Origin of the sequence: Gordonia sp. NPDC062954, assembly GCF_044543825.1 — a bacterium.
In the GTDB taxonomy this organism is placed as follows: domain Bacteria; phylum Actinomycetota; class Actinomycetes; order Mycobacteriales; family Mycobacteriaceae; genus Gordonia; species Gordonia tangerina.
The window spans coordinates 16,473-29,934 of the sequence record NZ_JBITWL010000039.1; the positions used below are offsets into that span (position 1 = coordinate 16,473).

9 protein-coding genes are annotated in these 13,462 nt (G+C 63.2%); 7 read left to right on the top strand and 2 right to left on the bottom strand.

The window, feature by feature from the left end; genetic code table 11:
• Nucleotides 1-50: 50 nt before the first annotated feature.
• Both ACIGKQ_RS23785 and ACIGKQ_RS23790 read right to left on the bottom strand, forming a co-directional pair.
• Nucleotides 51-419, bottom strand: a complete 369-nt coding sequence (locus ACIGKQ_RS23785) for a hypothetical protein (RefSeq protein ID WP_396575087.1) — start codon at nucleotides 417-419, stop codon at nucleotides 51-53.
• Nucleotides 419-1,837, bottom strand: a complete 1,419-nt coding sequence (locus ACIGKQ_RS23790) for a Fis family transcriptional regulator (protein ID WP_396575088.1) — start codon at nucleotides 1,835-1,837, stop codon at nucleotides 419-421. The genes ACIGKQ_RS23785 and ACIGKQ_RS23790 overlap by 1 nt, the downstream gene beginning before the upstream one ends.
• Before the next feature lie 186 nt (nucleotides 1,838-2,023).
• Here ACIGKQ_RS23790 and ACIGKQ_RS23795 point away from each other — a divergent pair, with 186 nt between their 5' ends.
• The 7 genes from ACIGKQ_RS23795 to ACIGKQ_RS23825 all read left to right on the top strand — a co-directional run bounded on the left by ACIGKQ_RS23795 (nucleotide 2,024) and on the right by ACIGKQ_RS23825 (nucleotide 13,377).
• Complete coding sequence (locus ACIGKQ_RS23795; protein WP_396575089.1) at nucleotides 2,024-3,916, top strand: hypothetical protein; 1,893 nt, start codon at nucleotides 2,024-2,026, stop codon at nucleotides 3,914-3,916.
• A gap of 30 nt (nucleotides 3,917-3,946) precedes the next feature.
• Nucleotides 3,947-5,572: a type I restriction-modification system subunit M gene (locus ACIGKQ_RS23800; RefSeq protein WP_396575090.1), complete on the top strand. Its 1,626-nt coding sequence runs from the start codon at nucleotides 3,947-3,949 to the stop codon at nucleotides 5,570-5,572.
• Nucleotides 5,565-6,713, top strand: a complete 1,149-nt coding sequence (locus ACIGKQ_RS23805; protein WP_396575091.1) for a restriction endonuclease subunit S — start codon at nucleotides 5,565-5,567, stop codon at nucleotides 6,711-6,713. Before ACIGKQ_RS23800 ends, ACIGKQ_RS23805 begins: the two co-directional genes overlap by 8 nt.
• Before the next feature lie 71 nt (nucleotides 6,714-6,784).
• Complete coding sequence (locus ACIGKQ_RS23810; RefSeq protein ID WP_396575092.1) at nucleotides 6,785-8,545, top strand: ATP-binding protein; 1,761 nt, start codon at nucleotides 6,785-6,787, stop codon at nucleotides 8,543-8,545.
• Nucleotides 8,542-11,739: a type I restriction endonuclease subunit R gene (locus tag ACIGKQ_RS23815; protein ID WP_396575093.1), complete on the top strand. Its 3,198-nt coding sequence runs from the start codon at nucleotides 8,542-8,544 to the stop codon at nucleotides 11,737-11,739. The genes ACIGKQ_RS23810 and ACIGKQ_RS23815 overlap by 4 nt, the downstream gene beginning before the upstream one ends.
• A complete protein-coding gene (locus ACIGKQ_RS23820; protein WP_396575094.1) occupies nucleotides 11,732-12,655 on the top strand; it encodes a hypothetical protein in 924 nt (307 codons plus the stop codon). The genes ACIGKQ_RS23815 and ACIGKQ_RS23820 overlap by 8 nt, the downstream gene beginning before the upstream one ends.
• Nucleotides 12,656-12,834: 179 nt before the next feature.
• The gene (locus ACIGKQ_RS23825) at nucleotides 12,835-13,377 is read left to right on the top strand and encodes a DUF222 domain-containing protein (protein ID WP_396575095.1); all 543 of its coding nucleotides are present in this window, start codon (nucleotides 12,835-12,837) and stop codon (nucleotides 13,375-13,377) included.
• Nucleotides 13,378-13,462: the final 85 nt, after the last annotated feature.

The window sequence follows — 13,462 nt, forward strand, 5'->3', positions numbered from 1 at the left end:
TGGCCTGACTCGCGAGTGAGGTGAACGTTCCGGTGTTCGGAACGTTGAACTCACTCGGCATGGTCGTGCGGCTTACGTGGGCGGCAGCACGCGGCGCACATGGTCTTGATGCGCGGGAGGTCGTCACGTGTTGAACCATGTCTGCCGCAGAACTCGCAGACAGTTCGCGACTCGTCGGTCGATGCCCCGATCAGAACCTCGCAGACACCCCGCGTGAACTCATCGACAGACTCGCCGTAGTCAACGTGGCACCGCAGCGTGCCGTACTTCTCCTTGATCTGAGCGTAGGTGAAGTCGGTGGTGACCGACGTCAGCTGTCTGTGCAGGCGGGTGAGTAGCGGATACCACCCGCTGTACACAGTGCAATCGACCTCTGGCGGCGCCATCTCCGGAGGCAGATGTGCCGGACCGTCGGCCATCAGGCTGCCCCGCGTTCTGACTCGGACTCGGCGTCGTCGTCGGCCGCTCCGGCCAGCGCGGCGAGGGCCTCACCGAGCAGCCGATCGATGGTCGAGTAGATGGTGCTGCAGGACTTCTCGATCTTCTGGGCGTTCTTCTCAATGGTGCCGGCGGTCTTCTTGATGTCGTCGATGCTGCCGAGCTCCTCGACGGCGTCGGTGATCTTCTCCTCCGCGGTGGCGATCTCGCGTGCGCCGGTCCGGTTGGCGACGGCGAGAGCCGATGTACGGAGCAACATCACCACGGTGCGGAGAAGATCGGGGTCGTCAGTGAGCGGGTCGAAGGCCAGCACGATCCGGCGCTTCCCAAGCACCCGAATCGTCTCCCCACAGTTCTGCTCGACCGTGCGGACCAGGCCGACGGCCGCCTCGGCTTGGCGATTGCGTTCGGCTTCGTCGAGGTACGCGCCCCACCCGTCGCGCTTGGAATCGGTCACCTCGATGACCACGCGGGCAGCACCACCGTCAACGGTCAGCACTCCGTCGCCCTTCTTGGATCGTGCCACCGCACCGACAACGGTTCCGGTCTCGCAGTACTCGTCGCCCAGCCCGGCCGCCACGGTCTGCAGAATCTCATGAACCTCGGTCTCGTAGGTTCCACCCTTGATGGGCGCCACCTTGCTCACCGACGCCTTCGCCTCGGCCACCTTCAGCGCGGTGACCACTTCGTCGAGCCGGCCGGTCAGCTCGGTGTGCTGCTCGGTCAGCTGTTCGGTGAGTGCCTCCTGGCGTTTGGTGAGTTCGGCCGAGTGTTTGGCCATCGGCGATGCCGGATCGTTCGGGTCGAACTGCTTGGCGGCCTTGGTCAGAAGCTCGGTGGTGTTTGCTGCGGCTCGTTTGTCCAGATTGGCGGCGAACTGTTCGAGGAGTGGGGCGAAGCGGTCGATCACCTCCGGGTCGGTACCGCCGAACAGGCGCTTGAGTTCCGCTTCGGTTTCGCGGCGCATCTTCTCGATCGACTCCGTCAGTGACTTCCGCGTTGCCTCGTCGGCTTCGCGAAACGCCTTCTGCGCATCGGCGGCCGCCTTGGTCACGGCTTCCGACGCCGCCTTCACGCTGCGGTCGGTGAGTGCGGCCGCCTCTGCGGTCGACGTCGTGGCCTTGTCGCCGAGTTCGGCGATCATGCGCTCCAAGGCCCGGGACTCCTGCGCCTGACCGGTCGCGGAGAGCGCGTGGGCGCCGACGGTCAGCGCCTTGGCGACGAACTCACCGAGATCGGCATCCGCCAACGTGGTGGGGTCGTCGACGACTGCTCCCCGTTCTCCGGTGGTCCACCGCTGGGCCTCACGTACGACGTCTTTGTCGGTCACGGTGACGTCCTCGATGACCACCGCCGTGGTCGAGGGATTGAAGTGTGCTGAGCGGGATGAATCGGTCATGTCGGCCTCCTGGGGTCGTGGCGGCCGGGGGTCGGCTGCCTGCAACCAGAGTCAGTGGGCGACGGAGATGACGCGAGTGCATTCACTGTTAAGCCCATTTAACAGTGAATCCTCTTGATCGAGAGGCGTCGCCCGATACTGTTCTCGGTATTGCCCGCGACGACGCCACGAGGAGGTGAACGACCGGTGAGCACACTGACGATGCAGGACATCGCGGTCTTGGCGAGGGTATCGCGGCCGGCCGTCAGCCAGTGGCGGAAACGCCCGGTGGTACGTGGCGAGTTGATCCCGTTCCCGGCGCCCGTCGCGACCGTGGACACCGTGGATCACTTCGATCAGGGCGAGGTGGTTGCGTGGTTGGAGCGCACAGGGAGAGGCCGCAACCGCGAGGAGCAGCAGCTCGACGTCGGTGCATACGCCCTCCCCGAGGGGGTCCGGTTCGACGACGTCGTGCTGCTGTTGGCGCTCTACGCCCTGTCCGGTGTGGGTCTAACCGACGCGACACACGCCGACCTTGTCACCGCGGCCACGACCGTCGACCCGACCGACGAGTTGATCGTCCGAGAAGTGCGAGCATTTGACGCGGATCGCGACACTTTGGCGTTTGCCGATCAACTCATTGATGCATCGCTGGGGACACCCGACGCACTCGAGCGCCTGGAGCGTGGCCGGCTCGGACGGTCGCGCGCGGTTCGGGACTTGACCTCTGAGGCATTGGCATTGATCCGCGGTGTCGTCGAGGCCGCGGTCATGCATCTCGGACAGGATGACGTGCCGATCATCCCGGGAGGCGATCAGGGACTTGCACTTGCTGTCTCTGATGTTGCGTCCCGTCTCGTGGTCGACGGCCGGGTGGGTGACCCACGTGAGCTGAAGCGCCGTGCTGCCATCGCCCAGGTGGAGACCGACAGCAGCGCACGAGGCCGGGCAGTTTTGGTCACATCGCTTCTCGGTGCTGAGGTCGGAGTTGTCCTCGACTCCGTCGACACAACACTTCTCGAACTGAAGGACGGGGACGTCGGGGTGATCGTGGCGTCGGCGGCCGCTCTGACCGATCATCTCGCCGGAACGCTTCAGCGTCGCCGGTCCGAGACACTCATGATCGGCAATGTCGTTGCTGCACTCCGTCTTCCTCGCGGCATGTGGCGCGAAGCCCATCGACAGTGTCAGGCCATCTGGATCTGCAGAGGTGGCGCCGCCGTCGATCTGCTGCATGTCGCCGATCTCGACATCACTGGACGTGACCAGTTCGGTGACCTCGCCGCAGACGTGGCAGCAGCTCTCGACCGGGACGTCCGCCGCGCAGCGCGGTTCACCCGATCACGCGAACTGCTTCGGATCAGGACCAGTGGCACCGTCGTGCCGCAGGGAACTCAGGCACCGCGCCTGCATTCTCGGACAGCGGAGACACACGCCGACCGCGTTCACCACGCGACATTGCAGACTTCGGAACCCGTACGAACCGTCGACGTTCTGATCGCGCCCTCATCGGGGCGGTTTCGCACGCAGCAGTTCTCCCTGGCCGAATTGGCCGAACAGAAATTGATCTCCGTGCTCTCGGGGAATCGGATCGATCCTGCCGACGCCGATCCGGAGGGCACGGTGGACGTGCTGCCCGACCGTCCGTTTCGGTTGGAGCCCTTCCACGCCGCGCAGCGCTATCGCCGTGCCCGCCGAACCGATCCCGGCGACATCGTCTTCGTAGAGAAGCCCGCTCCACACGCCGTCATCGACACCACGGGCGGATCATTGGTTGCGGCGCCGGCGAAGATCCTGCGCATCAATCGCACTGCGCCGTTCGGGCCGCACGTCATCGCGGCGATCATCAACACCAGGTGCGCTGCCGGCAGTGAATGGAAGGCGTGGCGCGTACCAGAGTTCACGCCCGACGACGCGAGTCGACTGGAGACAGCATTGGCCGAGGTGGCGGCGTACCGGAGCGCGGTCGAGGAGAAGATGGCCGCCGCCGTCGAGTTGACCGGCGCCCTGATCGATGGTGTCGCGGAGGGCGAGATCTCGTTGGACGCAGACGCCACCACCGCCGGGATAACGGCAACAACAAGCACAGCTACGACGTAGACGACAGTGATGAGAAGGGAACCAAACCATATGGCTGCGAAGCGCAAGGCGGAGCCGTCGGCTCCGTCGACGATGAAGGAACTGAAAGACACACTGTGGAAGGCTGCCGACAAGCTGCGTGGCTCGCTATCGGCGAGTCAGTACAAGGACGTGATCCTCGGCCTGGTCTTCCTCAAGTACGTGTCCGACGCGTATGACGAGCGGCGCGAAGAGATTCGACGCGAGTTGATTGCCGACGGGTTCGACGAGGATCAGATCAACGAGGTCATCGACGACACCACCGAGTATCACGGTGCAGGCGTGTTCGTGGTTCCGCCGATCGCGCGGTGGTCGTTTCTGGCCGACAACGCCAAGGGCCTGACGCCCGGCGACGGCAGCCCCGACAAGAACATCGGGCAATTGATCGACGAGGCGATGGACGCCGTGATAGCCGCCAACAAGTCATTGGCGGGCACACTCCCGCGAATCTACAACCGCGACAACATCGACCAGCGCCGTCTCGGCGAACTCGTCGACCTGTTCAACAGCGCCCGGTTCAGTCGACAGGGTGAGCACAAGGCGCGCGACCTCATGGGTGAGGTGTACGAGTACTTCCTCGGCAACTTCGCCCGTGCCGAGGGAAAGCGGGGCGGCGAGTTCTTCACGCCGCGCAGCGTGGTGCGGGTGATAGTCGAAGTCCTCGAGCCGACGAAGGGCCGCGTCTACGACCCGTGCTGCGGTTCGGGTGGCATGTTCGTGCAGACCGAACAGTTCATCTACGAGCACGATGGCGATCCCAAACAGGTCTCCGTATATGGCCAGGAGGCCATCGAAGAGACCTGGCGGATGGCCAAGATGAACCTCGCCATCCACGGCATCGACAACAACGGCTTAGGCGCCCGATGGGGCGACACCTTCGCCCGTGACCAACACGCAGACCTCCAGATGGACTACGTGATGGCCAACCCGCCGTTCAACATCAAAGACTGGTCGCGCAACGAAGAAGACCCACGCTGGCGATTCGGCGTCCCACCGGCGCGCAACGCCAACTACGCCTGGCTGCAACACATCCTGTACAAGCTTGCCCCCGGCGGCAAGGCGGGTGTTGTGCTCGCCAACGGCTCGATGTCGTCGAACAGCAATGGTGAAGGGGATATTCGAGCTGAGATCGTCGATGCGGATCTGGTGTCGTGCATGATCGCCCTGCCAACACAGCTGTTTCGCAGTACCGGTATTCCGGTGTGCCTGTGGTTCTTCGCCAAGGACAAGACGAAGGGTCCGCAGGGTTCTATCGACCGCAGCGGTGAGGTGTTGTTCATCGACGCCCGCGAGATGGGCTATATGGTCGACCGCGCCGAGCGGGCGCTGACGGATGAGGAGATCGTCAGAATCGGCGACACTTTCCACGCGTGGAGGGGCTCGTCGTCCGCCGCAGCGAAAGCCATCGAATACGAGGATGTTCCGGGGTTCTGCAAGTCAGCAACTCTTGAAGAGATCAAGGCTGCGGGCTACGCCCTGACGCCAGGGCGGTACGTCGGTGCGGCAGAGGTCGAGGACGACGGCGAGCCCGTTGAACAAAAGATCGCGCGGTTGAAGAAGGAGCTGTTTGCTGCGCTGGATGAGTCGGCGCGGTTCGAGAAGGTTGTGCGGATGCAGATGGAGCGGATTGATGGCTGAGTGGAAGCTCCGCAGGCTCGAAGATGTTGTCGAGCTCCGAAGAGGATTCGACCTGCCGTCGCAAGATCGGAACGGCGGCCCAATTCCGGTGCTGTCGGCGGGCGTCACGGCTGGATGGCATAGCGAGAGCCGCGTGAAGGGCCCTGGCTTTGTTGTGGGTCGCGCTACCAATCTTGGTCAGCCGACCTGGTCGGATGACGACTACTGGCCGCTGAACACGACCTTGTATGCAGCGGACTTCAAAGGCAATAGCCCGAGGTTCCTGTACCACCTTTTCGAGGTGACCGATCTAAGCGGCTTTGACTCCGGAAGTGTGCAGCCGATGCTGAATCGCAACTACATCGCCCACGTACCGGTACTGATACCACCGCGTTCTACCCAGCGAGCCATTGCCGATGTCCTCGGCGCTCTTGACGACAAGATCGCGGCGAATCGCCTTGTCGCTGATACGGCAATGCGACTGGCTTCCGCATCATTTGCGAGATCATCCGAAACGGCTATCTCGAAGACACTGTCACTTGGAGAGCTGGTCGCGAAGGGGCTCATCGAGTTCGGCGACGGATACCGGACCAAGAAATCCGAACTCGCAATGTCGGGTTTTCGAATCATCCGTGCGGCCGATGTCAAGGATGCATTGGTTCGGTCGTCAGGTTCGGACTTTGTATCCGATACCTTCGCGTCTCAGATCGGAAAGAAAGCAGCATGCCCCGGCGATATTGTGGTCACCACGAAGGGCACTGTTGGGAGAGTTGCGATTGTCGCCGAAGCCGTGGGCCGCGCGGTCTACAGTCCCCAGTGCTGCTACTTGCGAGTGCCCGAGGGTTCTGCGTTGAACTACGGATATGTTGTCGGGTGGTCTCTGAGCGCTGATATTCAGCGCCAGCTCGCTTTACTCATGCACAAGACCGACATGGCGCCCTATGTGAATCTCAAAGACATAGGATCACTGGCTATTCCGGTTCCGCATGAGGACGCGCAGCGTCGTATCGGAGCTGAACAGCGCGCCTTGGTTGAGCTTCAACACACGTGCTCGGCAGAGAACGAAGTCCTCACCCGCACCCGCGACCAACTCCTCCCCCTCCTTATGTCCGGCAAAGTGACGGTCAAGGACGCCGAGGACGAGGTAGGTGGATTGGTCTAACGCCGAGGTCCAAGCGAATAAGTCAGAGTGTCAGAGTCGCGTGTCAGAGTGTCAGAGTCGGAGGAGGTGAGATGAACACAGTCGATCTCGTCGCACGCTTGCGCAGGTTGGGGACCGACCTCGCCCAGGTGGAGGTCAAGTCGGCGGCAGGTGGCTTGCCTAAGGATGTCGTCGAGTCACTCAGTGCCTTCGCTAACGGAGACGGCGGTGTCCTCCTTCTCGGGCTGTCAGAGGCGGATGGATTCACTCCGGCACCAGGCTTCGACGCCAAAGCGACGCGTGACGCACTGGCGACCGCCTGCGCCGACCAGATGGAGCCGCCGCTGCGGCCTGCAATCGACATCGAGGAGTTCGAGGGAGCACTCGTCGTCCGAGCGGACATCGATGAGATCGACCCCGTGGACAAGCCGTGTTACGTCAAGACGCGTGGCCATCATCAGGGGTCCTTCATCCGTAGCGGTGACGGTGATCGATTGCTCTCCGCGTACGAGGTCGCGCAGCTGCTCGCCAACCGCACGCAGCCCAAGCACGACCTCGAACCGATCACCGACGCCACGCTGGACGACCTGGACGCCGATGTTGTCGACCGATTGATCCGGCGGGCGCGAGACCGGCATCCCAGAACCTTCCGCTTCCTGGAAACCAAGGAGGCGCTGGCTCGACTCAACGTGCTCACCCGCGTCGATGGGCAGTATGTGCCGACACTTGCCGGCGTCATTTCGTTGGGCAGCTACCCGCAGCAGTTCCTTCCGCAACTCTTTGTCGCGGTGGTGGTGTCGCCCGGGACGCAGATCGGGGACCAGGCGCCGGACGGAGTGCGGTTCCTCGACAACGTGACCGCCGACGGATCGATCCCCGACATGGTGGCCACCGTCGAGGAGACGTTGCGGCGCAACATGCGTAAGGCGGCGGTGGTCAAAGGCCTGTACCGGGAGGACCGCTACGACTATCCGCTCGATGTCATCCGGGAGCTCGTCGTCAACGCGATCATGCACCGGGACTACAGCCCGGCGTCACGAGGTATGCACGTGCAGATCGAGCTGTACCTCGACAGGCTGGTCGTCAACAGCCCGGGTGGACTCTTCGGCGATGTATCCGCTCGGTCGCTGGGCACATCGGAACAGCGTTCGTCGTCGCGCAATGCGGCGCTTGCAAAGCTGCTCGCAGACATTCCCGTCGATGCCCACAGCAACGAGTCCATCGGTGAGAACCGGGGGAGTGGTCTGCCGAATGCGATGCGGTCACTACGGCAGGCGGGTATGAGCCCGGCGCGCTTCGACGTCAGCCCCGGGCATGTGCGGGTCACGGTGCCCGGGCATGCATTGCTGGGCGTGGATGTGACCGAATGGATCAGCGATCTGGGCGAAGCCGACCTGACCTCCACCCAGGACCTGGCCTTGGCCATGGCGCGGGTGACGGGGAGGGTCACCAACGCGATGCTTCAAGCGTGGGGCGTCGACCGCCTTGCCGCCGGTGCAGCGCTCCGTGATCTGGTCGACCGCGACCTGTTGGTCGCGACAGGCGGGAAACGCTACGCAAGCTATCAATTGGCTGACCGCGCAATCGCGATGGCAGACACAGTCGTCGCGGCAAGCTCTGGCGATACGCCGGCCACCGGCACCGAGGGCATAGCTGCCGATCTCGATGCCGTCGAACAAGCCATCGCGGCGGGGCACGTCACTGCGCGTTCCATCGAGGCAGCGCTGGGCATGAACTACCGCGCAGTGCTGCGCCGCCTCACCAAACTCATCGACGCAGGCCGCGTCCAACGAATCGGGCAACGGCACAGCAGCCGCCAGACCTATCGACTCACGAATGGGGATACCACATGAGCACTTTCACCGAAGCCGACTGGGAAACACTGGCGCTGGAATGGCTGGGCGACCAGGAATGGCGACCGCTGACCGGTACCGACATCGCACCCGGAATCGACGGCCGAACCGCAGGGGATGACATCGTCCTGCCCGACCGTTTGCTCGCGAAGATGCGCGAGTTGAATCCTGCTGTGCCGTATGAGTATCTGGTGCAGGCGCGGGCAGCAGTTCTGGCGCCCGAGTCGCAGGACGCGATCGCCGAGAATCACCGGCTGCACGAATACCTGGTCAAGGGATACCGCGGCATCACCTACATCGACCACGAGGGACTCGAGCAGACCCCGACCATCCGACTCGTCGGAACGCGACCCGAAGACAATGAATTGCTTGCTGTCCAGCAGGTGACGGTCCGCAACTCGGAGCACCATCGGCGCTTCGATGTGGTGCTGTACCTCAACGGCCTGCCTGTGGCGTTCTTCGAACTGAAGCAAGCCGGTTCGGAAAATGCCGATCTTGCGTCCGCGCACGCACAGCTGACGACATACCTCCGCGAGTTCCCGATGGTGTTCCGCTTCGCGGTGGTCTCGGTGATCAGCGATGGGATCACCGCCCGCTACGGCACTCCGTTCACACCGCTCGAGCACTACGCGCCGTGGAACGTCGACGATGACGGCAAGCCAGTCACCACCGGCCACGCCACCGACCCGGACAAGATGGGCCTCGAACTCGAGTACCTGATCGACGGAGTGTTCAACCCGGAACGATTCCTCCAGTTGCAGCGCAACTTCACCGCCTTCGACACCGGCGCCGACGGCTACGTCAAGCGGATCGCCAAGCCGCATCAATACTTTGCGGTCACCAAGGCAGTCGGCAATACCGTCGCCGCCGCCGAGAGCACCGGCAAGGCCGGCGTCGTCTGGCACACCCAAGGCTCGGGCAAGTCGATGGAAATGGAACTCTACGCACACCTCGTGGCTCGGCAGCCGAAGCTCAAGAACCCGACATTGGTCGTCGTCACCGACCGTCGCGAACTCGACGGCCAGTTGTTCGAGACGTTCAACCGGTCCGAGCTTCTCGACGAGTCGCCGGTCAAGGTCACGAAGCGTGAGCAGTTGCGCAACGAACTGGCGAATCGCACCACCGGTGGCATCTACTTCACCACCTTGCAGAAGTTCAGTCGCACAAAGGAAGAACGCGAGGCAGGGGCCGATCACCCGCTCCTCACTGACCGACGCAACGTCATCGTCATCGTCGACGAGGCGCATCGCAGCCACTACGACGATCTCGACGGATATGCCCGGCATCTCGCCGACGCGGTACCCAATGCAACCCTCATCGCGTTCACCGGAACGCCGATCTCATTCGCCGAGCGCAACACTCGCGAGGTCTTCGGTCCCTACATCGACATCTATGACCTGACGAGAGCGGTCGAGGACGGCGCCACCGTGCCCGTCTACTTCGAGCCGCGTCTCATCAAGGTCGGGTTGGCCGACGACGTCACCGAGGACGATCTCGACCGGGCCGCCGATGAGGCAACCACAGGACTCGACGACGCCGAAAGGTCGCAGATCGAGAAGTCCGTGGCCGTCATCAACGCCGTGTATGGGGCACCGGAACGGCTCAAGTCGCTGGCCGCCGACATCGTCGAGCACTGGGACGGACGCTCTGAATCGATGGAGAGCTTCATCTCCACGCGCGGAAAGGCGTTCATCGTCGCCGCCACCCGCGACATCGCAGCACGCCTGTACGAGGAGATCGTCGCACTGCATCCCGAATGGCATGACGACGCCGTCGACAAGGGCGTTATCAAGGTCGTCTATTCGGGCAGCGCGAAAGACCAAGGGCTCATCGCCAAACATGTTCGGCGTGATGCGCAGAACAAGATCATCCAGAAGCGCCTCAAGGACCCCGAAGACGAGCTGCAACTGGTCATCGTCAAGGACATGATGCTGACCGGTTTCGACGCCCCGTCACTACACACCCTGTACCTGGACCGCCCACTCAAAGGCGCGCTCCTGATGCAGACACTCGCACGGGTCAACCGCACCTTCCGCGGCAAGCCGTCGGGACTCCTGGTCGCGTACGCACCGCTGGCCGACAACCTGCAGCAGGCCCTGGCCGAGTACACCGAGACCGACCAGGCCGAGCAGCCGGTCGGGCGCGACATCGATGAGGCGGTGGCGCTGACCGGTGAACTCCTCGCCCAGTTGGATTCCGTCTGCTCCGGGTACGACTGGCGCGCAAAGGTGAAGGAGTCCGATCGAGGCTGGATGACAGCGGCGATCGGATTGACCGACTACCTGAGATCGCCCGAGACGGCCGGAAACCAGGTGGACGACGGCGAGGAGACGTTGGGTGCTCGCTTTCGGACGCTCGCGGGGAGCCTGTCCAGGGCCTGGACGCTCGCCGGGGGCAAGTGGACGCTGGAGGAATTGCGCCCGACAGTTCAGTTCTACGAAGAAGTTCGAGTATGGATGGGCAAGTTCGACGCCGCTGACCGTCAGGCCGAGGGGCGACCGGTTCCCGAGGAGATCAAGCGGCTGTTGTCGAAGCTGGTCGCGACCTCGACCGTGAGCGGGGAGATCGTCGACATCTACGACGCAGCGGGCCTGCCGAAGCCATCGCTATCGGACCTCGGCCCAGATTTCGAGGCCAAGGCCAAGGCTGCGACCAACCCGCACCTGGCCATCGAAGCGCTGCGCGCGACCCTCAACGAGGAATCCGCGCGAGCCACACGCAACAACCTCGTCCGTCAACGTGATTTCTCCGAACGAATCACTGAGCTGATGAAGCGCTACATGAATCAGCAGATCACGTCTGCTGAGGTGATCGCCGAGCTCATCGCTATGGCGAAAGAGGTCGCTGCAGAGGGTAATCGGGGTCAGCGCTTCACACCCGCGCTGTCGGAGGACGAACTCGCCTTCTATGACGCCGTGGCAGAGAACGATTCGGCGGTCGAGTTGCAGGGCGACGAGATCCTCGCGCAGATCGCGAGGGAACTGGTGGGCATCATGCAGCGGGACACGAAGTACGAATGGACCGTTCGCGACGACATGCGCGCGAAACTGCGGTCGTCGATCAAGCGGCTGCTGGTGAAGTACAAGTATCCGCCGGACAAGCAGCCGGCAGCCATCACCACTGTGTTCGAGCAGATGGAGATGATGGCTCCGCGGTTCGCTGAACAGAACGGCCCGGTAGGTGCCGATGTCTGAGGAATGGGTTCACTTGGCGAACCAATGGACGCATTTCCAGCGCTTCTCCCACATGATCGAGCAGCTGCAGGGGTCGTTTGGAGTGCTGCCTGAGCTCGAGTCAGCTGAATCGAGGAGGGCTCACGCTGCGGAGCTGGTCAAACGGCGAGATGCACTGGCCGGCAAACTCTGGAATGTGATGGCCACGCGTGAGGGTGGGCTGTCCGGAACTGCTGCCGTACGCGCAGCTTCAGCAGCCGATGACGAAGCCACGCAACAGGTAGTCGGTGAACTCGTCTCGCTGATCCCGACCCGTGTCATCCATGAGCGCAAGAATGTTTGGGCGTATCTCGACGCCGAGGTGCAGCAACCAGTCATTGATGCCGGACCGCTCGCCGACAGCGAAGTGTGGCGGGCTCGGGCTGACGCCGCGAATGTCGACGCACTGGACCGGCTCGGCAACCCCGAGGACTACGACGGTGCCGAACCCATCGAGGACATCGCGGTCCCGCCCGATGTGGCGTGGACCGAAGCCGACCGCAAAGCGGCGCTCGACAACGCAGTCGACACCTACGGGCTGGAACCGGGGGAGTGGTACTCGATGGATTGGCCACCGACCGAGGCGTCCCTGTGGAGCGCCGGCTCAGTTTCCCGCACGGAGTGGGAACCGTGCAGCGCACACGAAGATGACCCAGACTCTGACGAGGCCGAAACTTGCGTGACGTGCGAAGACTCGGTCCGCGAGACTGTCGTGGCCGAGGCGCTCTGGGTATTCACGGTCGCACTAACGAAGAACCGCATTGGCTTCGACAACTCCGGCACGTTGGTCGATGACCTGAGCAGCGAGGAGATCGATTCCTCGTTCGAGGTGCGCGAGATCGAGCAGGACCCGAGGGAGATCCTCATTGGATCGCCGGGACGTGGCAACCGGTGGTGAGCGCAAATCGCGAGCTCAGAAACTTGTCGGTGGGGTGTCGTAGGTTGGTGTCAGCGAGATCGACGAAGTGATGTGAGCCAGATTGGGCCGGCGATTTGAGCGGTCTGTTTCTTTCAGAGATATGTGGGTTGTGGTCTCGCGCTGCCCCTGTTGCTGTCTCTGGAAGGTGTGTGTGTCTCGTGTCGGGTCCGGGTTGGTCGATCGCGTCGTGGTGGGGTGACCCGTCGCCGTGGCCGGAGTTGCCTGCGTTGTTCACCGGAGGGTTACCGGCAGAGCAGGTCGGTTCGCGGGACACCAATGATCTGCTCGGCGCGCTGATCTCCGATGTACGTGGTGAGGCATTCCTGGCGTGGCATCGCTACCAGATCGCCGCTGAACTCCACACCCGCCTGGTCGGTAGCGAAGACGATGCTCATGCACTGTTGCTGCATGACGGGTTCGCTGACTGCGCCGCCCGGATCGCGGTGAGCCAGGGCATCAGTCAGGGGGCGGCCGAAAAGTTCCTGCATCAAGCGGTCGCGTTACGCGACCGTCTGCCTCAGGTGGCGCAGCGGCTGCGCGATGGTCGGATCACCGCCGAGTTGATCGTCAAGATCATCTCCCGCACCGAACTGGTCGATGGGCAACCCTATGCCGCGGCAGTCGATGCCGAGATCGCCGCCGACCTCGACGCCCACACCACCGCCTGGTCGGCCCACCGGCTCCGCGACATGCGGCCTTAACCCCGAATCTTGGACACTGGGTGGGATTCATGCAGCGGTCAACAGTGTAGCACTGTAACGGTTTTCGTAGTTGACGGGTGACAGA